At 63.6% G+C, this 24,069-nt stretch carries 28 protein-coding genes; 10 read left to right on the top strand and 18 right to left on the bottom strand.

The annotated features are described in order from the left end of the window. Positions 1-213: 213 nt before the first annotated feature. From DQP58_RS04905 to DQP58_RS04885, 5 genes are all read right to left on the bottom strand, one after another. Positions 214-1,185 (bottom strand): LLM class flavin-dependent oxidoreductase, encoded by a 972-nt coding sequence (locus DQP58_RS04905; protein WP_112707365.1) that lies wholly within the window; start codon positions 1,183-1,185, stop codon positions 214-216. A gap of 12 nt (positions 1,186-1,197) precedes the next feature. After that, positions 1,198-1,689 (bottom strand): VOC family protein, encoded by a 492-nt coding sequence (locus DQP58_RS04900; RefSeq protein WP_112707364.1) that lies wholly within the window; start codon positions 1,687-1,689, stop codon positions 1,198-1,200. Next, a complete protein-coding gene (locus tag DQP58_RS04895; protein ID WP_112707363.1) occupies positions 1,686-2,924 on the bottom strand; it encodes an MBL fold metallo-hydrolase in 1,239 nt (412 codons plus the stop codon). Before DQP58_RS04895 ends, DQP58_RS04900 begins: the two co-directional genes overlap by 4 nt. A gap of 15 nt (positions 2,925-2,939) precedes the next feature. Beyond that, entirely contained in the window at positions 2,940-4,211 is a 1,272-nt protein-coding gene (locus DQP58_RS04890; RefSeq protein WP_112707362.1) for a sulfotransferase family protein, read from the bottom strand. A gap of 97 nt (positions 4,212-4,308) precedes the next feature. Continuing rightward, complete coding sequence (locus DQP58_RS04885; RefSeq protein WP_112707361.1) at positions 4,309-4,695, bottom strand: DUF2237 family protein; 387 nt, start codon at positions 4,693-4,695, stop codon at positions 4,309-4,311. A 130-nt stretch (positions 4,696-4,825) separates the two neighbouring features. On the opposite strand from DQP58_RS04885, the gene DQP58_RS04880 reads away from it, so the two are divergent. The 5 genes from DQP58_RS04880 (at position 4,826) to DQP58_RS26590 (ending at position 9,585) form a co-directional block, all read left to right on the top strand. Continuing rightward, entirely contained in the window at positions 4,826-5,257 is a 432-nt protein-coding gene (locus tag DQP58_RS04880) for a TM2 domain-containing protein (protein WP_112707360.1), read from the top strand. A 231-nt stretch (positions 5,258-5,488) separates the two neighbouring features. Further along, positions 5,489-6,622, top strand: coding sequence for a cellulase family glycosylhydrolase (locus DQP58_RS04875; RefSeq protein WP_112707359.1), 1,134 nt, complete (start codon positions 5,489-5,491; stop codon positions 6,620-6,622). A gap of 136 nt (positions 6,623-6,758) precedes the next feature. Further along, complete coding sequence (locus DQP58_RS04870) at positions 6,759-8,291, top strand: hypothetical protein (RefSeq protein WP_112707358.1); 1,533 nt, start codon at positions 6,759-6,761, stop codon at positions 8,289-8,291. 14 nt (positions 8,292-8,305) lie between these two features. Continuing rightward, positions 8,306-8,893 (top strand): hypothetical protein, encoded by a 588-nt coding sequence (locus DQP58_RS04865; protein ID WP_112707401.1) that lies wholly within the window; start codon positions 8,306-8,308, stop codon positions 8,891-8,893. A gap of 266 nt (positions 8,894-9,159) precedes the next feature. Continuing rightward, the gene (locus DQP58_RS26590) at positions 9,160-9,585 is read left to right on the top strand and encodes a hypothetical protein (protein ID WP_430915692.1); all 426 of its coding nucleotides are present in this window, start codon (positions 9,160-9,162) and stop codon (positions 9,583-9,585) included. A gap of 84 nt (positions 9,586-9,669) precedes the next feature. Here the strand turns inward: DQP58_RS26590 and DQP58_RS04860 are convergent, their stop codons facing one another. The 3 genes from DQP58_RS04860 to DQP58_RS04850 all read right to left on the bottom strand — a co-directional run bounded on the left by DQP58_RS04860 (position 9,670) and on the right by DQP58_RS04850 (position 12,022). Beyond that, positions 9,670-10,146, bottom strand: coding sequence for a CAP domain-containing protein (locus tag DQP58_RS04860; protein WP_205869336.1), 477 nt, complete (start codon positions 10,144-10,146; stop codon positions 9,670-9,672). 91 nt (positions 10,147-10,237) lie between these two features. Then, positions 10,238-11,242 carry a glycoside hydrolase family 6 protein gene (locus DQP58_RS04855; RefSeq protein WP_112707357.1) on the bottom strand — a complete coding sequence of 335 codons (1,005 nt, stop codon included), beginning with the start codon at positions 11,240-11,242 and terminating at the stop codon, positions 10,238-10,240. Between the two features lie 63 nt (positions 11,243-11,305). Next, positions 11,306-12,022 (bottom strand): cutinase family protein, encoded by a 717-nt coding sequence (locus DQP58_RS04850; RefSeq protein WP_112707356.1) that lies wholly within the window; start codon positions 12,020-12,022, stop codon positions 11,306-11,308. Between the two features lie 430 nt (positions 12,023-12,452). Between DQP58_RS04850 and DQP58_RS04845 the strand changes: the two genes are divergently transcribed. The 4 genes from DQP58_RS04845 (at position 12,453) to DQP58_RS04830 (ending at position 16,066) form a co-directional block, all read left to right on the top strand. Further along, positions 12,453-12,797: an amino acid aminotransferase gene (locus tag DQP58_RS04845; protein WP_112707355.1), complete on the top strand. Its 345-nt coding sequence runs from the start codon at positions 12,453-12,455 to the stop codon at positions 12,795-12,797. 193 nt (positions 12,798-12,990) lie between these two features. Continuing rightward, positions 12,991-13,872 carry a hypothetical protein gene (locus DQP58_RS04840; protein WP_112707354.1) on the top strand — a complete coding sequence of 294 codons (882 nt, stop codon included), beginning with the start codon at positions 12,991-12,993 and terminating at the stop codon, positions 13,870-13,872. A gap of 190 nt (positions 13,873-14,062) precedes the next feature. After that, a complete protein-coding gene (locus tag DQP58_RS04835) occupies positions 14,063-14,947 on the top strand; it encodes a hypothetical protein (protein ID WP_133259341.1) in 885 nt (294 codons plus the stop codon). 117 nt (positions 14,948-15,064) lie between these two features. Beyond that, the gene (locus tag DQP58_RS04830) at positions 15,065-16,066 is read left to right on the top strand and encodes a three-Cys-motif partner protein TcmP (RefSeq protein WP_112707399.1); all 1,002 of its coding nucleotides are present in this window, start codon (positions 15,065-15,067) and stop codon (positions 16,064-16,066) included. On the opposite strand, the gene DQP58_RS04825 is transcribed toward DQP58_RS04830, so the two are convergent. The 4 genes from DQP58_RS04825 to DQP58_RS27380 all read right to left on the bottom strand — a co-directional run bounded on the left by DQP58_RS04825 (position 16,063) and on the right by DQP58_RS27380 (position 21,317). Then, entirely contained in the window at positions 16,063-16,803 is a 741-nt protein-coding gene (locus DQP58_RS04825; protein ID WP_112707352.1) for a DUF5131 family protein, read from the bottom strand. The two genes, DQP58_RS04830 and DQP58_RS04825, sit on opposite strands and share 4 nt — an antisense overlap. Before the next feature lie 101 nt (positions 16,804-16,904). After that, positions 16,905-17,132: a ribosome modulation factor gene (locus DQP58_RS27560; protein ID WP_112707398.1), complete on the bottom strand. Its 228-nt coding sequence runs from the start codon at positions 17,130-17,132 to the stop codon at positions 16,905-16,907. Positions 17,133-17,250: 118 nt separating this feature from the next. Beyond that, positions 17,251-21,090 (bottom strand): DEAD/DEAH box helicase, encoded by a 3,840-nt coding sequence (locus DQP58_RS04815; RefSeq protein WP_112707351.1) that lies wholly within the window; start codon positions 21,088-21,090, stop codon positions 17,251-17,253. Positions 21,091-21,194: 104 nt separating this feature from the next. Beyond that, positions 21,195-21,317: a hypothetical protein gene (locus DQP58_RS27380; RefSeq protein WP_276310486.1), complete on the bottom strand. Its 123-nt coding sequence runs from the start codon at positions 21,315-21,317 to the stop codon at positions 21,195-21,197. Between the two features lie 106 nt (positions 21,318-21,423). Here DQP58_RS27380 and DQP58_RS04810 point away from each other — a divergent pair, with 106 nt between their 5' ends. Next, the gene (locus DQP58_RS04810) at positions 21,424-21,699 is read left to right on the top strand and encodes a hypothetical protein (protein WP_112707350.1); all 276 of its coding nucleotides are present in this window, start codon (positions 21,424-21,426) and stop codon (positions 21,697-21,699) included. Between the two features lie 27 nt (positions 21,700-21,726). On the opposite strand, the gene DQP58_RS26585 is transcribed toward DQP58_RS04810, so the two are convergent. The 6 genes from DQP58_RS26585 to DQP58_RS04785 form a co-directional block, all read right to left on the bottom strand. Further along, positions 21,727-22,059: a hypothetical protein gene (locus tag DQP58_RS26585; RefSeq protein WP_133259340.1), complete on the bottom strand. Its 333-nt coding sequence runs from the start codon at positions 22,057-22,059 to the stop codon at positions 21,727-21,729. 178 nt (positions 22,060-22,237) lie between these two features. Continuing rightward, positions 22,238-22,801: a hypothetical protein gene (locus tag DQP58_RS04800; protein WP_112707348.1), complete on the bottom strand. Its 564-nt coding sequence runs from the start codon at positions 22,799-22,801 to the stop codon at positions 22,238-22,240. A gap of 24 nt (positions 22,802-22,825) precedes the next feature. Next, the gene (locus DQP58_RS04795; protein WP_133259339.1) at positions 22,826-23,179 is read right to left on the bottom strand and encodes a hypothetical protein; all 354 of its coding nucleotides are present in this window, start codon (positions 23,177-23,179) and stop codon (positions 22,826-22,828) included. 22 nt (positions 23,180-23,201) lie between these two features. Continuing rightward, on the bottom strand, positions 23,202-23,366 hold the full coding sequence (locus DQP58_RS26725) for a hypothetical protein (protein WP_165827796.1): 165 nt from the start codon (positions 23,364-23,366) through the stop codon (positions 23,202-23,204). Then, a complete protein-coding gene (locus DQP58_RS04790) occupies positions 23,363-23,737 on the bottom strand; it encodes a helix-turn-helix domain-containing protein (protein WP_112707346.1) in 375 nt (124 codons plus the stop codon). The genes DQP58_RS26725 and DQP58_RS04790 overlap by 4 nt, the downstream gene beginning before the upstream one ends. Continuing rightward, complete coding sequence (locus DQP58_RS04785) at positions 23,734-23,982, bottom strand: hypothetical protein (RefSeq protein WP_112707345.1); 249 nt, start codon at positions 23,980-23,982, stop codon at positions 23,734-23,736. The genes DQP58_RS04790 and DQP58_RS04785 overlap by 4 nt, the downstream gene beginning before the upstream one ends. Positions 23,983-24,069: the final 87 nt, after the last annotated feature.

Raw genomic sequence — 24,069 nt, 5'->3', positions numbered from 1 at the left:
TGTCGGCGTCGGCGGCGCCTCGGGAACGGTTGCCGCTGCACTCGTGCCCGCACCACAACCGACCGCCAGCGCCACCAGCGCGGTACCACCTAGTAGGGTCATCGCCGTCATCGCATCAGATCTCAACGGATCTCCCTTGTCGTCTGTGAGCATGGCTTCAGCTCACATACCCGCATTCCGGTTTTGCAATCGCGAGTTGACGATTCGTGGCGGTCAGCTGACTGCTGGCAAGACCTGGTCGGTGAGCAACTGGACCGACTTCCACGCTTCGTCGACCGGCATGCCGCCGACCAGGGGGTGCATCACGAGGGGCCCATAGTTGTCGGCATCGCGGACCTCCGCGATCAGCTGCTCCGGGGTGAGGAAGCGGTATCGTCCCGACGCCCTGACCTGGTCCAGCGTTTGAACACCAGGCAGGTGCATGAGCGAACGCTGATCGGTGGACCACCGGCCGTAAGTCACTGCCTCCCAGAGGATGTGGTCTCCGAGTTCCGCCCACGCCCGGTCGGGATCCTCGTGCAGATAGATCATTCCGCGGTTGATCGGCCCCGGCATGAGGATGAATGGCGACATGCCCGCCTCCGCGCACAGCTCGCGGTAATAGTCGGCGATATCGGGCAGGTGGTCCGCCAAACTGAGCGGCAGCCGGAACCGGGCCGCGCGCCGCGCCGTGGCACGCGCGCCGCCCCCGACGTACAGCGGGGGATGCGGCCGCGACCAGGTGCCGGTGCAGATTCCGTTCTCCGGATCAGCACCGGACCACACGGCGAGCATTCGTTCCAGCAGGGCATCCATCAGTGCACCGCGCCGCCTGAAATCGGCTCCGAGAGTGTCATATTCGACCGTCCGGTAGCCCAGGCCCACCGTCGTGTGCAGGCGTCCGCGGCTCATGTTGTCCACGAGGGCGATGTCCTCGGCAAGTCGCACCGGATTCCACAACGGCCCCAACGCGCAATCGACGCTCGCGATCAGCTTCGAGGTCCGGGCCAGAAACATCGCCGCGGCCATGATCGGATTGCAGCTCCACCCGTGTCCGGTCGCGTGATGCTCGTCGACGCTGACCGACGTGATGCCGTGGGACTCTCCCCATTGTCCCAGCTCGAGCGCCGCGGATAGGAGCTTGCCCTGCGTGCGTGGATCGCCTTGCGGGGAAGCGAAATTGAAGCGCAGCACCGTCAACAGCATCTGCCCGCCTCGCTACGCTTCCGGGCCGGCCGCCGCCTGCAGGAAGCCCGGAAAGTCCGGGAACAGCGCGCGGTCGACGATCTCGATGCGGGTCCCCGCGTCGTCGACGTAGTAGGCGAAGAGCGCCAGATCGCCGTTCGAAGATGGGCTGGCGGTGTCGGCGGTGGCTTCGAAGCTGAAGCCGTTGTCTTCCAACATCTTTGCGCTCTCGGCCAGGCTGTCGGTCCAGTAGCCGAGGTGGTGGATGGCGTTGCCGGGTGCCGCCGTCCAGGCCGTCCCGGGTACCTCCTTGATCAGTTCGACGTGCGGCGCCTGCAGCGAATAGACGAAAGTCGAAGTGATCTCTTGGGTTCCACCGGCCGTGCGGAAGGGCAAGGTGTAGCTCACCGGGTTGATCCACCGGTAACCGGCCAGCGCGCTGAGCCTTGCCATCGCCGCGGCGAGGTCGGGCACGATGATGCCGGTGTGGTAGAAGTCCTCGGGCCGTAGCGCGAATGCCGTCATGTGTTCCTCGCTATCTGGTTGCGCAGCCAGGCACTCTCCCAGAAGTTCGTGCTGCTGGCGAGAAGCTTTTCATGGGCGTCGCGCAACACGGCGCGAGCCCCCGGATGGTCCCCCGGTACCAGCTCGGCCAGGTGGATGGCCTGCAGCGCGCGATCGGCGGCCAGATGAGCCCGGGCACGCTCCAGCAGCGCATCGGCGCCGGCCAGTTCGACCACGTCGGCGGCGACGGAATCGAACCCGACGGGGTAAAGCTCGGTGGTCGATTCGTGGTGAAACCAGCCGGAGTAGTTCTCCCAAACGGCCCGCACGTCCCAGGCGACTTTGCCGTAGCCCTGTCCCACTTCGTATTCCGCGGGAAGCGTGATTTCGCGCATCAACGTGCGAACATCCTTGCCGGCGTTCATCCCGGCAACGGTTTGATCATGGATGTACTGGATGGCATTTCGCAGCCTGGTGAGCTCTCGGTCGATGCGCTCGGTGCCCTTGACGGGCTCGAAGTGCCCGGTCACCAGCAGGTCGGCCTGCAGGTCCCGCACCCTGTCCACCGACGCGATCGCCGTCAACGCGTCCCGATACCGATCGCCGCGCATGGTGACCAGGTTGGGAATGTGCCCGATCAGCGGGCCAAAGGTGTTTCCGCACAAACAGATGCGCTCGTTGGGCAGCCATACCACGAGGGAGTCGGTGGTCTCTCCGCCGGGCACCGAAATCAGTTCCATGCGCCGGCCACCGACCTCCAGGCGCAGAGTGTCCTCGAAGTCGATGTCGACCACCGGCACGCTCTGGCCCGCCAGCCGCGACGTCCCCAGTCGCCGTTGGATGGCCTGAATGCCGGTGGCCAACGTGTCTTTGAATGCGAACGCGCTGCGGCTGGCCCGGTACGGGATCAGCCGGTCGTTGTCGTCGCGCCAGCTCTTCCAGTTCGCCTGCGCGACAACGATCGTGTCGGGATCACGCACGCTGTCCAGGCCGCCGACATGATCGACGTGGCCCTGCGTGAAGATGATGTAGCGCACCGGCGACGGGTCGACGGCGTCGAAGTTGGCGCGATGCACCGGACCCTCGAAGCCCATCCCGGTGTTGATGACCACCCGACCCTCGGTCGTGGTGAGCAGATACGAGTTGGACAGGCCCGGCGAACACCACAGCCCCGGGGCGATCTCCTCGGCCCTCTCGGCGGACGCCGGGCGCATCGCGTCGGCACCCGGGCGGCTCCGATAGACCGGTTCGGACATCGCTGCTGACTCCTTTCATTCGGGACGGACATCGAACTTGTCGAAGTAGAAGCCGAAACGGCGCCGCAGTTCGTCGGCGGAGGTGCCGAAGTGCCGCTGCAGTTCATAGTGGATGCGGCCATGTTTTCCCCGCGGATTACCGTCCAGGTAGCGCTGGAACCGTTCGCGTACCTTGGGCGGCAGCCCCACCCCGGCGCGCTGATACAGCGTTTCCAGCACCGGCATCTCGTTGCCGCCCAGCTGGTGGAAGTTGATGTCGATGCTGCGTTCGGGCCCCACCAGATGGCGGTCGCGCACGCATGCGCTGAGGAGTCGATACACGCGGTCACTCCAATAGTTCAACAGCCACTGCGGATCAATGCTGCTGCGGCGCAACCGATCCGAGTAAGCCATCATGGTGATCGCCGATTGGATCACCGCCGCGGGGTCGCGGTGCGTGAAGGCTACCGTCGCGTCGGGAAACGTCGCCATCAACGGGCCGAGCTGCTCGCAGTGCTGCGGACTCTTGAGCACCCATGTCCGAGGACCGCGCAGGAAGGTCAGCGCCTGCAGCACCTTCTTCATGTACGCGTAGTGCCGAGTTTGGTCGAGGCCCAAGTAATAGTCGCGCCAATCGGGCACCCGCGCATGCCATTCCAGCACATACGAGGCCATGTCGAGGTCGAGAAGCTCCACCTCCTCCTCGATCGCCTCGGGAAACCTGTCATGCATCGCGGCCACCACGGGTGCGCTCGCCATCAGCGCATCATGTTCCGCTTTCGCGCGGGCATAACGGGGATCGACGCCGAAGATGTCGGGGCCCTGCCCCAGCGCGGGAATGGGATCCTGGCTCTCCCAATACGGCAGCGCGCGCCGGCGCGGGTCCGAGGCAATGAGATTCACCAGGTGGGTGGTGCCCGAACGCGGCATCCCGACGACGATGAACGGTTTTTCGATCGGGATAGCTTCTATTTCCGGGTAGCGCCGGACGAGTTCGGTGAGCGATAGCCGGTTGCGGAGCAGGCGCACGATTCGTTGGCGCAGCGATCCGCGGGTGAGCTGGCGCAGCGCGTCGTCGGCTTCGATGGCTCCGACGTGCGCCCGCAGGCGGTCGGCGAAGCCATCGGTGTCGTCGAGGTCGGCGGTTCCGGCCGGCAGGCCGGTCTGCTCGATGGCCTCGGCGAGCATCCAATCGATGTCCAGATCGACGGGCTTGGCTTCGGTGAATTCCAAGATCTGGCGCTGGGCGTCGGTAAGTCGGGGCGCCGTCAGGTCGTCGAAGTCGATGTCGTCAACCGCGGAACCCACCGCAACCCCTCTCCGACGCATCAGGTGAGAAAGACGACACAGACGCTAGCCGCGGCGCAGATCCGTCGTGCATCCACCTCGCCGCGCCCGGCGGGCGCTAGAGGTTGGCCAGATCGTCGGGGACGTCGACCTTGTGTTCTTGCAGCGCCTCCAGGGGCACCACCTCGAGGGTGCTCTCGTGCGTCGCGGCCAACACCACCGGGGCGGCACAACCGTCGTGGTGGGCGCGCAGCCAGTTCAGCGCGGTCACGCACCAACGGTCACCGGGCAGCAGACCGGGGAACCTGTACTCGGGCACCGGCGTCAATAAGTCATTGCCGATCGAGCGCTGGTGCTCCAAGAACTCGGCGGTCATCACCGCACAGATCGTGTGCCGCCCAAGATCCTGCGGACCGGTCGAGCAACAGCCGTCGCGGTAGAAGCCGGTCAGCGGGTCTGCTCCGCACGGTTGTAGCGGGCCGCCAAGCACATTTCGATCAGGCACCCGTTCAGTATCGCGCTCTCGAGGGTGAAGTTTGAAGAGAATCTGCCGACTGCTTCGTCGGGTTTCCGCGTGACGGACCCGTCGGATGCCCGTGTGGACGCCCGAGCATCGGGCGTGTTAACTCGAATCGATGTCGACGCCGCCCAACCAACCCGGAAATCCGCCCGGCGAGCCACCCTGGGGATGGCAGCCTCCGCAGGGATACCCGCCCCCGCAGCCTTACCCCGGCTTCTCCGGCTACCCGGGCTACCCCGGATATGGCGACCCCCAGGCGCCGTACGGCCGCGACCCGGTGACCGGGCTGGCCCTGTCCGACAAGTCTGCGACCACCGCCGGCCTACTTCAGCTGTTCTTCGGCGTGTTCGGTATCGGCCGCTTCTATATCGACTCGACGCAGATCGCGGTCGCGCAGCTGTGCCTGGGGCTGTTCGGAGTTCTCTTCAGCCTCTTTTGTTTTCTCGGATTTCCGGTCTTGTTCGGCGTCACCGTCTGGGCCATCGTCGACGCGATCATGATCTTCACGGGCAGCGTCAAAGACAAGTACGGTCGCAAGCTGCGTTAGGCGCTCGGTGATACGTCAACGTTTTCGGTTGTCCGACAACGTGTTTGACGTACAGCGCGGCTGATTTTAACCCGGTTGGGCTCCGCGACGGTCTGGGCGCGCCGGTAGTCGTGGTCACGGATTGGTCACGATCGCGAGCGAATCTGGCAGCGCGACGGTGCCGACAACGAACCTGTCGCGACGCGCTGAGCAAATCCCGGGGAAATCGTCGCGAAAACTTATCGTCACATCGTGGAACGACGTACGGCCCTGAAACTCCCCCTGTTACTGGCGGCAGGCGCGGCAGTTGCCCGAGCACCCCGGGCTTCCGCGGAGGAAGCGGGCCGGTGGTCACCCGAGCGCGCGAACCGTTGGTATCAAGCGCAGGGCTGGCTCGTCGGAGCAAACTACATTCCGGCGAACGCCATCAACCAGCTCGAGATGTTCCAGCCCGACACCTTCGACCCGCGGCGCATCGACACCGAACTCGGCTGGGCCCAGTTCTACGGCCACAACACCGCGCGGGTGTTCCTTCATGATCAGCTGTGGGCCGCCGATCAGCGCGGCTTTCAAACGCGCCTAGGGCAATTCGTCGACATCGCCGCGCGCCACCGCATCAAACCGCTGTTCGTGTTCTTCGACTCCTGTTGGGATCCGCATCCGCGCGCGGGCCGACAGCGCGCGCCCCGGCCCGGCGTGCACAACTCGGGTTGGGCGCAGAGCCCGGGCGCCGATCGACTCGGCGACCCTCGCTACGTCCCGGTCATGCGCGACTACGTCACCGCGGTGATGACCCAATTCCGCAACGACAACCGGGTTTTGGGCTGGGACCTGTGGAACGAACCCGACAATCCCGCGCGGCAATACCGCAGCGTCGAAAGAAGCGACAAGGAGCAACTGGTCACCAACCTGCTCCCCCAGGTGTTTCGGTGGGCCCGGGCGGTGGACCCCAGCCAGCCGCTGACAAGCGGTGTGTGGCAAGGGGATTGGGGGCAAGCTCAGGGTCGTAGCACAATCAGCGACATCCAGCTTGCCAACGCCGACGTGATCACCTTCCACTCCTACGCCGGGCCTTCGGGGTTCGAGAATCGGATCAACGAACTCACCCCGCTGGGTCGGCCGATCCTGTGCACGGAATACATGGCGCGCCCCCAGGGCAGCACCGTCGAATCGATTCTGCCGGTTGCCAAGCGCCACAACGTCGGCGCCATCAACTGGGGCCTGGTGGCCGGCAAGACCCAGACCTACTTCCCCTGGGACTCATGGGATCACCCGTACACCTCGGTCCCGAAGGTGTGGTTCCATGACCTGATCCGGCCCGAGGGCCGCCCGTTCCAAGACATCGAAGCGCTGACGGTGCGAAAGCTGGCCGGTAGCCAGACGTAAGCACGGTTGCGGCCTGGTAACCCCTCGCTGACGTCGATCAACACCCACCCGCCATACACCTTCGGGGTAGTAGGGTTAAACCTGCTCAGAAGGGGGCGGCGATGCTCGTCGGTGCTGGTCGGCTGCAGGCGGCGCCATGACGTGGGCCAACTTTGCTGAGGCAGAACTGAGCGCGGCGGCCGGCGGCGATCCGTGGGCGATCAACCAGAGCTTGCAAGCGGGCAATCCATACCAAATCGATCGTTTGGCGGAAGCATTTCACAACGCGGGACGGTGCACCGCTGCGGCCAGCGAGGAGTTTGCGCAGGCCCGTAAACGCTTCGAGGCGGCCTGGAACCGGGAGGGCGGTGCCCACCCGATCAACGAATCCGAAGAGGTGCAGCAAGTAACCAAGTCCTTGGGTTACCAGTCCGAGCAGTTGCCGAAGATCGGCCTCGATTTAGAGAACGTCGCGACCGCCTTGGCCGCGGCGCAACGGGCAGGTGCCGACGAGATCGCCGCGTTAGATCGCCAGCTACATGTGCTCGATGTTCTGATCAGCGCGGCGAAGAAGGATTTGACATACCCGCTCCCCGCGACGGAACGCGACAAGCTGGAGAAACTGATCAACGACGCTCACGCCGATGCCGTGGACGACGTGCGAGATGCTCTCAAGCAGATGCTGATGATCCGCGGCTTGTATACGGACGTCCTAGACGCGTCGCGGGGGATTCTGGCCCGAGACGGATACGACCCTTCCCTCATTTGGGGGGTCGATGGACACCAGCCGCAGAAGCCTGCTCCGCATGGGGCGGGGCCGAGCATCGACGGGCCGGCCACGCCGCCCAAGATGGAGGGCCAGAACACATGGAGGCAAGACGATTTAGATTCGTCGATTCCTGGCACGGGAATCGCCCTGGGCGGTGACGGCGCAGATGGCTATCCAAACATCCATCTACCGCCCCACGGTGACTTCCCCGGCTATGACGGTGATAATCCGCTGCGATACCCGCCTGACAACCCGTTGCCAATCCCCAACGACGTAATGCGGCCTCTACCGACCGGCACCGCCGTAGGGCCGAACGGTGAACGCTATGGGTTTTATGCGATGGTCCCGTACCACAATGCCAACGGTGGTAAGAACGAGAACTACACAGTCCCGGATACGGTGGTGGTCAACCTGGATCACCCCGATCAGGTGCTCTACACCCTGCACGGAATCTCGCAAGCCAGCGGCGCTTATGACGCCAAATCAGGACGCATGGTCATTCTTGGGAACACTCCCGACGGGCAACGCGCGATCTGGCAATCTGCCCCTGTCGGGCAGAATCCCGCGTGGGGCAACTCGTTACAGCAGCAGGGAACATTTTCCGGCGCAATGAACGGAAACCGAGAAAGCCAAATCGTCGCCTTGCCCAAGGGCGGATTGATGGTGGTAGGTGCGAGCGAAAGCCCCGCCCATCAAACGTTGCCTATCCAGGCGGTAACCGCAAGTACACCGCAAGGATTGCTGACCGCGAAGCCGACGGCGCTCGTCGATCCAAAGTCACTGCCAGGAGTCTACGGACCCACCATCACAGGAATTCAAGAGATCAACGGCAAAGAAGTTATCTCTATGCGGGTTAGTACTTTCGGTGAGGGCCGCTACGATCCTCACACCTACACGACCACCTTCTCCGTTACGCCCTGAGTTTGGAGGTTCTAATGCGTGTTGTAGTCAAACTCGTCGCGCGGCTGCTCGCCGCTGTGTCTGTGAGCGTGGGGATATCTTGCACGGCCGTTGCGCACCATGCTGCCGCGCAACCACCTGGCTTCCCCAATCTGGACAGCTTCACTGCCGTGCCGGTGGACACCTTCCTGCTGGTGTATCCAAAGGGGTCGTCGGATATACGTACGATTACTTTTTCTCCGCCCTACAACATGCAGTGCAGCTTTCCCGCTCCGGCCCAGCCAGGACCGCCACAACCCATCAGCTGCACCGGAGACATGCCGGGCATGGACAACGTCCCGTTCAATGGTGGGGGAAGCACCGCTCCGCCCGGCACTTGTGTTTTGGGTGCGGTGCATTGGGCCGGATCGGCCTACCGATTACAGCGTGAAGGTTACGGCGGCTGTGAGAGCGGACGCGATCCGGGATCGCAGTTTGGCGGGCATCCCGTATTGCAGCCTGGTAAGAAAATCACGTATCAGAACGTGACATGCGCCGTTGGCGATGACCGGCTCGTCGCATGCCTGGACACCAGTAGCCGACACGGATTTGTGCTCAAATCATCAGGAAGCCAGGCGTTTTAAGGCTCGGTCCTGTCGGGGAGGCGTGACTGGACACGATCTCTTAATTGAAAGATGACTCATACCGGCCTTGTCAGCGTCGAATGACCGGAACATGTTGCCGTGCAGGGGAACAACGGCGGACGAAATAGCCTGCCGTTCGCCGATAAAGTGCTTGAACTGATAGGAGCGATATGGGTGTCAACAAACTCCCCTGGATCGGTGCAGTCGTTGGCGCCGGTCTGCTCGCGCTATCCGAAGCCCATGCGGCCCCTCTGCAGTTCCCCGATCTGAGCGCATACACTCCCGCCGATGTCAAAGACTACGAAATCCTGGTGCCCAATCCTGGGCGGCAGCCTGATCCTACGGTTTATTTCCTCACGCCCGACAACATCGTTTGCAAATTCACCATTGACCAAGCATCGTGCACAGGAAATAACTTGCCGTCGATACCTCCTGCAGCCTCAAATCCTGAGGCTGGAATAAACGGGGTCAACTGGATAGGAACCACCAGCGGTCTCAATCAGACCAGCGGGGGCGCCCCGTCTCGTGTGGTTAACGGACAGTCCATCAAAACACTTCCGCCGGCCCACTCCCTTAGCGTCAATGGCATCATCTGCGGAGTCGACAACGCGGGCACGACCGCGTGCAAAGACGCGCAGGGCCGGGGCTTCGTGCTGTCGCCGAAGGGATCTGGGTGGCTGCCCCACGTGTGAGTACCGCTCGAGCGTGGTGGCAACACCCCCCCGCTGGGCGTAGCGACAGAAATTACAACTCGAAAACACTTGGCACAGCTGAGTTTACGACGCCGCGAAGTCGCCGACGGCGGTCATCTTGTTGCCGTCCCAGGCGGTGGCGAAGCCGCCCGCGTTATACGCGCAGTTCAAAATGATGTCTCGGTGCGGCGGACTCTGCATCCACATGTCGAGCGCTTCCTTCGGGGTCGCAGCGGATCCGGTGCCCCAGAAGACGATTTCACCCGAGTACCTGCTCCGATAACCCGCAGCGGTGATTCGCGCCTGCGGTGATGAGCCGTCCGACCCGATGTGTCCGCTGACCCCGCTGCGCAACATGTCATCGGCGTGGCGCTGGGCGGCTTCGGTCAGGCGCGGGTCGTCGCTGATCGGCCCGCATCCCGGGCGAAGCTGGTTGATGCCGCTGTACAGCGCGGTCCCCGAATCGTCGGCGTGCGCGACGAAATCAGACAGGGTCCCAGGAGCCGTGATGAAGGCAGTGCAGATCGCGAAGACGGCGATGATCTCGACTTTCTTGGCCATGATGCCTCTTGTCGCGCGCTCGCTTTGCTGTTTTCGGTATCTAAATGTTACCCATTTTCAACAAGAACGATCACGAATCGCAAATCGATTCTCAGTGACCGGCGTTGCGGGCCAGATCGATTGCGTATTGATTCACGAAGTTGCCGGCCGGCGGATCACCCTTGCCGCATGTTCCGTCGGATTCGCCGGGACGTTTGATCCACAGGTAGGCGTCTGCGTGCGCGCCCGCGGTGCTGGCGGTCGGCGGAGTGCCCAGTGCTCGGCCGCTGGGGTTGCACCAGTTGAGGTCGGAGTCGGGTGCCGGTCCCGCACCGTTGCGCGACGTGTCGATCACGTAGTGCGATCCATTCGTGAGGCCCGAAATGGCCTCGCCGTAACCGATTTCGTCCTCGGTGGTGAAGAAGTTCGCGGTGTTGATGCTGAAACCGCGCGCGTGGCCGACGCCGGCCTGGTTGAGCCGGGCGGCCATGTCGTCGGCGCTGTGCCAACGCAGGTGACCGGCGTCGACGTACACGGCCGCATTCGGATCGCGGGTGAAACTGTCGACGGCGTAGCGGATCAGGTCGAAGCGTTCCTGGCGCGCACCACCGGCCAGGCAGTCGGCCATGGCCAGCGCATCGGGTTCGACGACGATCGCCACCCGCGAAGCCCCCACACCGGCTGCGATGCCGTCGATCCACGAGCGGTAGGCGTCGGCCGACCCCATGCCGCCGGCGGCGAAGCTGCCGCAGTCGCGGTGCGGGATGCCATAAATCGCGAGCACCGGAATGGCGCCAGCGGCATTGGCGTCACCGACATACTTCCCGACCGTGCCAGCCGACCCGCCCGGGACGATCCAGTACGCCTGCGGCGTATTGGCGATGGCGGTCAGCTCGGGACTCGGCGGGTCGGCGCTCTGCGCCGCGCGCATGGCCGCAGATGTCGGGTTGACGTAGAACGGCGCCCCGGCCAGCGGGTCGCCGTCGGCGACCAACCGCACCGGCGGGGCGGGACGGACCTGCACGGGGGCCGCAACCAAGCCGATGCCGGCGACGGCCGCAACCGTGATCAAGGGGACGATCCAGCGCGCGGCTGCACCTGCAGCTGAGAAGTTCACCTGAGGAAAATTAGTGGCTCGGAAGTACCGAGCGCCAATCGGCCCGAGCTATGGCCATCCGGCTTACATCGAGGCCCGCGCGCCACCACCGGAGCCGAGAAGGCCCGCCGCGAAGGCCGCGCCCTTGTCGATCACCGCGGCGTTGGTCGAATACGTGTCATGCGCGGCGAAATTCATCCCGTCGGAGCAGATCGGGTCCTCGGCGGCGCACACCTGGATGGTCTTGGCCTGATAGAGCGGACCGATGGCAACCGGCGGCTCACCGAAGAAGTTCATCGCCTTCTCGTTGGGTAAGGCGAAGAGCACGACCGAGGAGACGTGGTTGGCGATTTCCGGATCCAGCGGTTTGGGGACGCTCGCGGGATCGATCCCATCAGGTACGACGGGCGAGGTGACGAAGCCCATCACGGCCGCGCCTTGGGAGTAGCCGCCGAGCACCATCTTGGTGTTGGGACAGTCGTGCGCCATCGACACGACGTGTGCGGCAGCGTCTCTGACGCCGGCCTCGCCCGCGTTTGTCCAGTCATGAGTGGCGGGGTAATCGACCGGATATACGTCGAAGGATTTTGCGCCGACGCGCGGCTGCAGGGAGTCGACGAATGCCTGCCCGGTCGGCCCGAGGCCGGGCGGATCGTCGGTGCCGCGGGCGAACACGACCTGCACGTCCGGGCACGGACCGGCGGTGGCGGCGGGGATGGCGGTCCCAAGGGCCGAAGCGGCGGCGCCCGACGCAGCGGCGACCGCAGAAGCAACGAGACGAGGGCCGTGACGTGCGCTCATGCCGCTGTTTGCCCGAAATCGTAATTTTTAAACCGTGGCGTTCAGCCGCCGACCGGCGTGAGCCAAGGACGGCGCGCAGAACTCGCTCACACAACGATCAGCCGGTTCCAGCAAATCTGGGGACCGCTTATGTCCGTGCAGTTTTGGCGGTGGCGGAGGGATTTGAAAGATAAACCGAGCCGCCGGCGACCTGCTTCGGTGTCCACCACCAGGCAAAATGCGTCACCGTAGTTCACGGTAGTTATCTGTAACTGTGGGCAGAATGTGGGCACACCGTGGGCAGCGCTCAGGCCACGCAGAGTTGGCATCGCGCGACATTTTCGCCAGTTCGACATATGCCGCATTTCGAGCATTTGCGCTGATAGCGTCATATGTCCGAGTTTCTTTGCAGCCCTTGATATTTCGGTTAATAGCGCGTTAGCTTCACCGCGTGACGATCACCGTTGACCACTCGCCTACCAATCCCGAGACAGCCGCACTCGACCTCCTCGTCGACGCTGCGGAAACCGCCGCCGGTAGCACCGCGTTTCGTGCCGCGCTCCAAGACCTCGCCGGCGTCCTGCACGCCGAAGAAGCGCTCGTGGGCCTCGCATGGTCCGACGCCCGACTGGTCGCCGCCGCGGTCTCGTTCGACGCGTGCACAGCCGGCGATCCGGTCGGATCGCTGCGCCGTCGTGCCGTCGCAGTGCGCGGCGGAAGGGGCCCGCGTTGCCTCAACGCCGCGGGCGTCGCCCAGGCGCTCGACGTCGCTGCAGCCGTGCTGGCCCTGATGTGAGCAGGCCTGCGCCGCGACCGCTGCCGCCTGCACGGTCCGGCCCGATCGCGGCGTACCCCGCGCCGGCCGATCGGCGGCCACCATCGCCACGTGCCGCGCACCCAGTGGCGTCGGATAAGCCACCTGGGCGAGGGTCGAGCCCAAATCGCGCTACTCGATAATTACCCTGACGGCGACGTAGGACGGGGTAGCAATGGACGAGTACCAGTACGAATGGGGCCATGCAACGGTGGCCTACCCGGATTGGGTGGGTACAGCGCAGCTCGATCAGAAGCTGACCGGGCCGGTGGACATCTACGACCTCACGGGGGTTGACCGAGACGAGTGGCTCATCATCGGGCTCGACTTCGGCGGTGGTGAAACTGGGATGCACACCCCTCATGTGATCGCCGTGCGGAAATCAGAACTGGCCGAGCGGCGTATCTACGAGATGCCGAATATTCGGGCGGCCGATATCCAAATCCACGGCGTAGAGCCGTTCGAGTTGCTCCAACGGATTACGCACCTACTGGACATGCGTTTTCGCATCCGCTCGGTGCGCGACGCCACAATCACGATTACCGAACTTCTGGACGTGCCGCCCCAAGACGAGCCCGACGATGTAGCGCCTGACGAGCCAGCCCCGGCAGAGCCAGAACCGGCGGATCCCCTGACCCTGGCCGCCCAAGTGATGACCCAAGCTGACAAGCTCCAACCCAAAGCTTTTGAGCGCGGCTACAACATCTCGTTCAACGTGTCGGGAGAGTTTGGAAGTGGTGAAGATCCGGTAGCCGAGTATGTCGTATGGCGTATTGATCAACGCCCTGACAACAACAACGGCCGGTCGTTCTCCTCTGCACAAGCTGTTCAGAACTATCTCACTGAGCTTGCTCAACTGCCTCGTTATCGTCTTGACTTGCTCGGCGATCCGCAGGTGCGCGAAGAAACCGACAGTGAGCAGCCCTTCTCGGTCATCACTGACACGGTGTCCGGCAGCGAATTTTACGTGCGCATCATGGATATCGAAGCGAGCACCGAGCTGTTTATGCACGCCGAAGAGCCGCCTGGCGGCAGTTGGGTCTTGGACAACCCATAGCCGATGGCCTACGCGGATCCCCTCCGTCGTCGCGACGCTGGAATGTCCGAGCAGCTTTCGCGCGGCGCGCAGATTGCTGCATTACACCGCGGTCGACGCCGACGAGATACGCGCGGCCATGATGGTTGCGCTTGACTAGAGCCGGAAAACGGCGTGCATCGCCACCCTTCTCGCTGAGATGCTGGACTCCATGACGTATCCCGACAATGTCGACGTGTACGAGCACGGAATCGTGGTGCCCGATGGTGAGCAGCCGCCGGCCGGCCTTGCGATTATCGCCACAACTCGATTGCCGATCTACAACGAGTTCACATTGACGCTCGTCGATCGAGACGGGTCATCGCTCAACGAGCGGGCGATTCACGCTCTAGACGTTCCCGGCCCTCACGGGGTCGCGGACTACTACGAGGAAAGTGACGTCCGATTCTTCCTCCGGGAATCCCTCTACCACCTCAACAGTGTCATCAACTATTACGTCAGAGCCTGTCGGATATTCGATGAGTACCACGGATATTGGGAGGGCCCGCAGAGTGGAAACACTGGCGATGCCCGCGTCTTGTTTGAAGTGGACGCGTATCTCGGGGCGGCGCGCCGTGTGTATGAGGCCATTTCGAAAGTCCTGTGGAAGCACTTCAGCGGCTCACCCGACGGGAAGGGACGTTGGAGCTCGATGCGCAAGACCGTCGCGGCGATCGAGTCAGGATCGACGCACATACCGGAGCCGATCGCCGCAACGGTAGCGAGCAGTTGGAACACCTACGGGGTGACACTCGCGGACTATCGAAACTACGTCGCCCACACCGGGGCGCTGTCTGCGAGCGAAGTCTGCTGGATGAGTCGATTTAGTCGGAGGTGGGGCGCATCCGTTGCGCTGCTGGAAAACCCGGAGGACAAGAAGCGAGTACCTGTTGATCCCGACGTGCATCGGGACGCCCTTGCGTACTCCTACGACGTCGCGACCCACTTGGTGGGACTTTGTGAGGACCTGACCGCCGTACCGGCAATCGCAGACTACCTAGCGAATCCGCCTGGATACGGCGGCCGACCGGAATCCGTCCGCGGCCAGAACGCTTGATGCCGGTCTCGGCCGTAGACCGCTTAGCGCTTGGTATTCGTCGCCTTTAGAGCGTCACTGCCTGCGGTTAACAATATCGAGAGCAATACTGGTGGTTCGTATCCTGGGGAGGGAATTCTGGCGAACCCGAATGCGCGTCCGTGGTCGTACTGGACGCGGAACAAGTTGGAAATACTCAACGGCTATCTGCCCGCCTTCGCAAGAGCGGTCAGCGGAAAGTCCTCCGAGTGCATTTACCTCGACCTGATGGCCGGCCAACCCAAGAACGTCGAGCGGCACACCGGGGTCGAGTTCGACGGCTCGCCCGTCGTCGCCATGAAGGCTCTGCCGCCCTTCACCCGACTGCGCTTCGGTGAACTCAGCGCGTCGCGAGCACAGGCTCTCGAAACGCACCTGCGAGAAGCGTTCCCCGGCGACACCCGGTACGAGGTCGTGCAAGGCGACTGCAACGTCACCATCGACGGCATTCTCGCCGGCCTGGCCGACGTCGCGTGGGCGCCGACGTTCGCGTTCGTCGACCAGCAAGCCGCCGAAGTGCACTGGTCGACGATCGAGAAGCTCGCCAGGTTCCGCACAAACAAGCAGGGATGGAAGGCCGAAATCTGGATCCTGGTGTCGCCGACCATGATCAACAAGGGCGTCCGCGGCCGGGGCGGCATTCCGTACGAGCCATACCGGGAGCAGGTAGACCGACTGTATGGCGGCGGCGAGTGGCGCCAGATCCTGCGCGCGCTCGATCAGCGAAAGCTCACGCCCAGCGAGTACCGCCAGCAGATGGTCAACCTCATGCGGTGGAAGCTTGAGCACGAACTCGGATATGCAATCACTCATCGGATCCCGATGCAGATGCCGAACAAGACGGAGATCTACGACATGGTGTTCGCCACCGACCATGAGGCAGGCGATCGCATCATGCAGCACCTGTACAACGAGGCCGCGTTGCGCGAACCGGAGATGATGCGGCAGGCCAAGGAAGCGAAGACCGGCCAGTTCTCCCTGTTCGACGACGGCCTCGACGATACGAACGCCGGCCAGCGGTTATGGCGCCCCGAGCCGTGCTGGGATCCGACAAGCGCCGACTGGTGGAGCTACGAGGAATACCTCGACGAGAACCGCTAGACCGCGGTCGGCATCTCGTCCCAGCGCCGGCCGTCGAGTTCCCGCCCTTCGGCCTTCGGCGTCCGGCCGCCCCACTGCTTGAAGAAGAACGCGACGCCGGCGCCCTGGCACACGTCGCGGATGCCGCGCACCCATTCCCCTTTGACAGGACGATGATTCGCGCCCGACTCGCCGCCGGCGATGACCCAGTGGATGCCAGCGAGATTCAACCCATCGAGCGGTCCGATCAGCGGCTCACACGACAGGAAGCGAACGGCTGCGGGTACGTAGCGCAGATGGTCGACACGAGGCAAGGCGTCCGCGTTCTCGACCGAGACGCCCATCCAGAGATTGCTTGGCCAGTCGAGGTTTTCGCCGAGCCGCCGCAGGCGCAGGCTGCGTTTGGTGAGCACTTGATAGGTGTGCTGAGGCGTATCGCGACAGACGTCGAACACGTCCCGGATGAAACTCACCGGCACGCGCGCGTGGAACAGATCGGACATCGAGTTGACGAACACGGTCCGCGGCTGGCGCCAGCGACGAGGCTCGTCGAGTGCCTGCGGATGGACGGTGATGCCGAAGCCTGGCCCCGACGTGCGCGGGTCACCGTCGTTCTGGTACTTCTCGGATCCCATGGCCTTCAAGCGTTTTGCCAACGTCATGGCGTAACAGTGGTCGCAGCCCGCGGAGATTCGGTCGCAGCCGGTGACGGGATTCCAAGTCGCTTCGGTCCATTCGATCGCCGATCGGTCGGCCATTGCGTCACCCCTGCGAATTCGGTTGCGATAACTGTAGAACACTACGGTTGCTGGTTGCGTCATTGCCGTCGGTCGTGTTTGTGTGACGATCCGCCGCAACGCTATTCGCTTCGAAACATACCGGTCTGGTCCGACATGGAATCGGCCGCGGCGCGCGCTTCGTGGTATCGCGCCATAGCCGGCCCCGTGTGAATCCGGACGTGCAGCATGCGCCAGTAGCCGCGCATCCACAGTTTCGCTAGGACCAGCGACCGGCCAGCGTACGGGTTGCGCTCGCCGGGGTCGGCGAGTGAGCCCTCGTAGAGCGCCCGCGTTGCAGCCTGCCGCATCGTCACACGGCCATCATGCAGCCGCGCGGGCCGCGTCCGGCGATCCCACGCTCACGATCAAGGACCACGACACCCATCAGGCGCCAAAAAATCACCCCGCAGGGAGTCTGCTCAGCACTTACGGTTTGGGCTTGGGTGCCCTGCCGTCCCACGCCCAGCCGGGCAACTCCTCCAGTCTTTTGCGTCGTTCCGGCGGCATGACGTCAGCAAGTGCATCGCGTCGTTGAACCGAGACCCAGATTCCTAGTCGTATCCCCTCTTCGACATGCTTTTGCGGCACTCGCGTGTGGCCCTCACGCGCGGCGAACTTCTCAAGGAGTGCGCACCGTTCCTCCCAAACGTCCTCCGAAAGGGTCCACGTCCATCCCGGTAGCTTCTCCAACCTGCGTTGCCGTTCGGAACACAACGTGCCCTTCCTGTAGGCGCCTTTTTGCGTACCTATCCACGACGCGACTTGGATCCCGTCGACGCAGTAGCGATAGGGAACCCGAGCAGTGCCATTACGATCCGCGTACTGCTTGAGGAGCTCGTATGTCCGCTCCCACTGGTCGGCTTTCGTGTCCCAACTCCAGCCGGAAAGTGCCTCCAGCCGGCGCGCCCGATCGTCTCTCAGCCTTCCTGCCCTGTAGGTGGTGCGTTGGGTACCCACCCAGGAACCCAGCGAGTAGTCACCTTGCCGGTACCTTGGCGGGGGTGTGGCGCCGTCGTGGTCCTTCATGTAGTCCACGAGATTTCGGAAACCTTCGTCCCACTTCGACTCGATGACGTCCCAGACCCAGCCGGGCAGCGACTCCAATCGCTTCGCGTACTCGGGCCTCAGTGTCCCCTTCGAGTAATTCGTGCGCTGGTTGTTGACCCAACCGCCGAGCCGGTATCCGTCTTGCACAAGGGAGTGCGGCACGATGCAGTCGCCGTGAACTGCGGCGTACTCCCGGATCTTCGTGAAGCCTTCCTCCCACGCGGCTTCGTGGGGGTCCCACACCCACCCCGGCAAAACCTCCAAACGGGTGATCCGGTCGTGTCGTAGAGAGCCTTTGGCGTACGAGGACCGCTGTGTCTGTACCCAATTCGCCAACTGATCGGCCCTGTCGGAGCCACGATCGGAGCGTGGTACGCGAGCGCTCCCGTTCACGCGGACGTAGTCCTCAAGTGCCGAATACCAGTAGTCCCATAGGGAGTCACGCGGATCCCAGGACCAGCCGGCCAGTGCTTCCAACCGCGCCTGACGTTCCTCGCCCATATCGCCGTCGCGATAGACCGTGCGTTGAATGGTGACCCACTGCCCGAGTTTGTAGCCGTCGGCGGACCTAAATGACTGCGACACGAGGGCGTCGCCATGCTTCTGCACATACTCCTGAAGGTGACGGAATCCTTCCTCCCACTGGTCCGTGACAGCGTCCCAGATCCAGTCGGGGAACTTCTCTAGTAGGCGAACTCGCGCAGGATCAACGTTGCCCTTATTCCGGTGGTATCGCTGTTGCGCCACCCACTGCCCAAGTCGCACTCCGTCATACATCTCCAACGCGGCTAGTCGCGTGTGGCCGTGTTCGGCGGCGTACTTCTTCAGTAGCGCGTACTGGAAGTACCACTTGTCGCTTCTCGTATTCCACGTCCAGCCAGGCAGCGCCTCTAACCGCTGTATTCGCTCAGCGCGGAGTTCCCTTCCCGAGTGCGCTGAACGTTGCGTTGTGACCCACGCGCCGACCGGGAATCCGTTGAAGACACAGTCCTTAGGAAGGCGAGCAGTGCCGTTCTGCGCGACATAGTCCTGAAGTCTCGCGAAACCCTCCTCCCATAGGGCGTCACGCGGAGTCCACGTCCAACCAGGCAATTCCTCAAGCCGCTGTTGCCGTTCTTGAGACAGCCTCCCGCTGCTGTAGTGGGATCGCTGCTTCGCTACCCAGGCCCCGAGCCGGTTGTCGCCGACGCTAAACGTGTACGAGGGACGGGCATGACCGTGTTCGGCGACGTAGCCTTCCAATAGCCCGAACCAGAACTCCCACGGCGCGGTGGTCGCATCCACCACGTGCACCCGGAAGGCGTTTACAAAGTCCTTGCTCACAGTGGCTGGCACATCGACGTGAATCTTGCTCGGTAGCTGGGGCCTGCCGCCGTTGCGGCCCATCTCCCGTCGTAGGGCGTCGAGCTGCTCACCGAGCTCAGTGTCGTGCGCCCGGAGGGCCTTGATGACATCCCACACCGGCTTGAAGGCCGAGGAGTCCAGTGCCGCGTGGGCATCCTCCTCGGTGTCGATGAATACGGGGATGACGACGGTGCCGATCGTTTTGGTTTCGGACTTGCGGATGGCCCGTCCCACCGCCTGCACGATGTCCACTTCGGCGCGGCGCGGGTCGATGAAGGCAACCCCGTCGAGGGCGGGGACATCGACGCCTTCGGCCAGGCATCGCGCGTTGGCGAGCAAGCCGCGTTCCCCGTCATCGAGTCTCTTGAGGTGCTGTATCAGCATGGCGCGTTCGCCGGCAGACATCTCTCCGGAGGCATACTTCGACCACAGCGAGCCTTTGGGACGATGTCGGGCGGGCATCCAGTCCAGTACCGCAGGCATCGACGCCGCGAACTCCCGCGCGGCCTTGACTCGGCTGTGGAAGCTGATCACCCGGTGCAGGTCGAACTTGCGCATGGCCTTCGCCAAGCCGATCTGCCCGGCCAGTGAGCGGGCGTCGATGATTCTCTTGCCGTCTGGGGTCACCAGGGTGCCGCGCCTAGCCCAGTCGAGATAAGTGGCGTCGTCCACGCCGATGATGGCCACCTGGTAGTCGGTGAGCAGCTTGCGGTCGATGGCTTCACTGAAACTCAGCCGATGAAACACATCGCCGAATCGGGTGTGGTCGTCCATGGAAGCGATCTCATAGTCGGCTTCTTTGGCTTCGCGCAATATCCGCCCGGTGAAGTAACGCGGCGTCGCGCTCATAAACAGCCGCCGGCGCGCCCTGATTTTTTCTGGGTCTAGAACCGTGGCGAAGTCTGATGACACTGGTCCGGCGCAGCGGTGAGCTTCATCGGCTATGACCAGATCAAACCGTGGCGCCCGGCCCAGCCTGAACGCTGCGGCAATCTGGGGAGAGGACTGGTAGGTGGAGAACACGACGCGTGGGCCGGATCGCTTCCGTAAGAACTCGGCGATCACCGCTGGGTCGGTGGTCACCGGCACACCCATATCGCTGGTGTGCGACACCGCCGCGTCTTCGCCGAGAGTGCCGACAGTCTCGTCGCTGCACACAGGCATCGCAGCGAAAGACGTCCTCGGATTAGCGGTCTGCCACTCCCGCATGGTCTGCTTCAGAAGCGACAGCGAGGGCACCAAGACCAGAACCCGTTCAGCCTGAAGTCTTTCGGTGATGAACCAGGCGGTCAGAGTCTTGCCGGTGCCACAGGCCATGATGAGTTGGCCGCGATCGCCGGTCTTGAAGCCCTTCACAACGTCATTGATGGCGGTGCGCTGGTAGGCCCAGGGCGTCTTGGGTTTCGGCAGCTTCGAGGGCCTTAAGACAGCCGGGGTGCTGGGCCAGTCGAGGTAGTCGTCGGCTTCGCGCAATTGAGTTAGACCGATGAAGGGGATTCCGAGGTCATCCATCAGGCGTGTGGCGATGTGATGGCGCTTGTCGGTTGTGGCAATAAGCAAGCGGTGGGTGAACTTCGACCGGCTGGACTCGGCGACGAACTTGTCCACGTCACGCTTGCTGATGCTGTGCGACGATGCGTACGCCTTGGCCTGGATCGCCCACAGCTTGCCGTCGTTGTCCTCCGCGACCAGGTCGATGCCGGCGTCTATGCCCCTCCGGCCCGGCCAGTCGTCCCACAGCCACACCCGCCGAAGAAGCGGCCGGTAGGTCGGGTCATTCTCTAGAAACCACTTGCAGACGTCCTCGAACTGCTTTCCACGCCGCCGATCATCGTCGGAGTCGAATTTCGCCCTGAGACCGTTGAATGTCCCCACGGCACCGAGATTAGAGGCGACGGACTTGCCGTATGCCTCGAATCGGGTCAGCCAAATGCGCGGATGCGCGAAAACGGCAGACTTGCCGCAGAAGAGAGCCGCGGCTAGAGCCGAGCCTCCTCGGCCTGGCGAGGATGGAGCGACCGGACGGCATACGGGTTGCGGTCGCCGGGGTCGGCGAGTGAGCCCTCGTACAGGGCGCGCGTCGCCTCCTGCCGTATCGTCACCCGCCAAGCATGCGGGCCGCGGGCTGGGAACGGCGGACGCACGCCGGATTGGTCGATTCTGACAAGTTGGACGGCGCAGTCCGTGAAGATCGGGCACGCTTGTCCTATGAGCGAGTGGCACCCGAATGGAATCGACGGCCTTGGACTGCATGGTGTTGACGGTGAGTACTACAAGATCGAACCGATTGAGAACCCCGACAATCCCAGCGAGGTCTACCTGCTAAAGATCGAAGCTAATGACGAGGAAGGAACCGTCACCGAGCTTGGCCGCTTCGATGACCTCGGCAGTGCCAAGCTGCACGCCGAGCAGGACTATGCGGAGAAATTCGTGACGCCAGGCGACTTCGACCCGAGCGAGCTTCTGAGCAAGCCTGACGAATAGGCAGAAGTAGCACGGCACGGCGGGCGCTCAGATCATCAACTCGTCCCACGGCTCGTCGGGCGTCGTAGCGATCGTCGACTTCGAACCCGACGTCGACGAGGCGGCTTCGGAAGCGAGGTCGATCGCATGAATCTCGGCCGCAATGTCACGCTGCTGCTTGATCAACGCCGCGAACGCCGGACCCGCGGTCTTCGGGTCGTCGATGGTCTTCGCGATCCGATACTGCAACGCCACGAGCAGCTGCCGGCGATCACCACTCCTCGCCGCATCGACAACCGACTTCGGCGCAGACTTCCGCGGAGTCCGCTTCGCCGGCGCCTTCTCGCCCGCCCCCACAGCGCGCAATCTGCGCTCAGTCACGTCGGGATTTCCTTCTGCTCGTTTTGAAAAAAATCGGGGCGGAGGGGGAGGCGCATATGCCGTGAGGTGCAGCGACGGGGCGCGGTGGGGGTCACCCCCGGTAGGGGTTGGGCCTCGCGGCGGCGCGTGCACGGGTGACGGGAACTCCGTTCGCGCCCGCCGCGAGGCCGTCAGGTGGCTACCAGCCACCGCGGAATGACGGGCTAAGGGTGGCGTAGGACAAGTTCGCACCGAACGAGTCGTAGTCCTGAATCTTGGCGAGGTCATCGAGTTGCTCTTTGGCGCTTGGGTTTTGCTTGATGTATTCGGCGACGATGCCGCTCCAACCGGCGTCGAGTGCTCGCCCAAGTATTGCGGCGGCGAGGGTCTTGTCGTCGGAGCGGATGGCTGCCGCGAATACCTCGCCCGCTTCGTCGGCTTGGGTGAGTCGCGCTGCGCGGTCTTGTGCGTCGCGATAGGCGATGACCTGGCCGGGATCGCTGCTCGTCAGGCTGGAGAGCCCGAACAGCGACTTCTCAAGTGACTGCCGCTTGCCGGTGATGAGCTCCTTCTCCTTCTTGCGGAGGTCGCTGAGTTTGGCGCTCACCTGTGCGTGCTCGCTGTCGAGCTTGGCCCGCTTCCCGGTGTCGGTGAGGGTGTTGTCGGCGTCGAGTAGGTCGGCGGTGCGGGCCCATCGGCTCTGAATGTTCGCGGCCTGCTTGCGCAGATCGTCGATCTGGGATTCGAGCTGTGCGAGAGACATTGCGTGCGTTTCCTTTCGGGGTGGCTAGGCCGAGACGCGGCCGGTGGTCAGGCTCCATAGTTCTTGGACGGTGGCAGCGATTGGATGCTCGCCGTCCCAGACCTTGATGAAAGCTTCGACCACAGAGGCCCATCGGTTGTCGACAGCTAGGCGCAAGATTTCGACTTGCATGAGGTTGCTGTCGGCGGACTGTAGTAGCTCGCGCGCCGCGTTCTCGGTGTGGAGAGCCGCCACAACTCGGTTAGGGACGACCCTTCCGAAAAGGCGGGAGTACAGCGATTTGATGCGTTCCGCGGTGGCTTGCGCAGCTCGGTCCTGCTCGGCGCGCTTGACGGCCGCGTGGTCGACCTTCGCCATGCAGCGTTCGACGACGGTCATACCGGGCAACGCGCCTGGCATGTTAGTTGCTAGCGCTGAACAGGTTGCGCGCGAACGACGCTCCGTCGTCACCCGCCGGCTTGTCGTCGGGTGGGCGCACCCGCTGAATGAGGTTACTGAATTCGTCGTCGGGCAGTTCCCGGAGGTACTGCTCGACGCCTAGGCGTAGGTAGTCGGTTGGGTTCACTTGTGGTGAACTGCCTTTCGTTCGGCGTATTGGACGACGGTTTTTCGCGGGAAGACGTACCGACCGCCGATGTCGCGCCCGCCGAGTTCGGCTCGGATACGCCGGACCCATTGTGGTGAGCGGTCGATAATCGCTGCCGCTTCGGCCGTGTCGATGAGTTCCTCCTCTGCCGAAGATGCGGAGTGCGTCTGCGGCGCACAAGTTTTGGTTTCGCGGACGAAACTGACGAGTCGGGCTTGCAGGGTGTAGAAACGGCGCGGCAAGGGCCTCTTCTCGAGCCCGCGGCGGGCGATGAAGTCGCGAAGGGCGTAGTGCGCCGACTGGGCTTCCGTCGCCGTGAGGCCGATCACGATCGGTTCTGGGTCGCTCACGGATTGACTCCGCCGGCCCGATTAAGACCGGATCCGGTCGTCATCTGTCGCTCGCGGCCGGCCTTGGGCTCTGGCACGACGTCGACGCGCGTGACGCTGTGCATGCCAACGCACAGCGGGCCGCATGGGGTGAGTTCGGCCTCGGCCTGTCGTGCTTGCCCGGCGCTCTCCCAGTAGGTCCACTCGACCGTGACGGGCCCAGTCTGAGTGCAGCGGTAGCAGATCACCGCGGCGAGGACGCTCACTGCTCGGTCTCGGGTTGGTGGATTGGCTCGGAGAACGATCGAGTCGGGTGGGCGGGCGAGGCGTGCCGCTCGACCTCGGGCGGGGTC

It is taken from the genome of Mycobacterium colombiense, assembly GCF_003284975.1.
GTDB classification, from domain to species: domain Bacteria; phylum Actinomycetota; class Actinomycetes; order Mycobacteriales; family Mycobacteriaceae; genus Mycobacterium; species Mycobacterium europaeum_A.
Note: the sequence above shows the minus strand (reverse complement) of the source record. Positions and strands in the feature narration are given on the sequence as shown.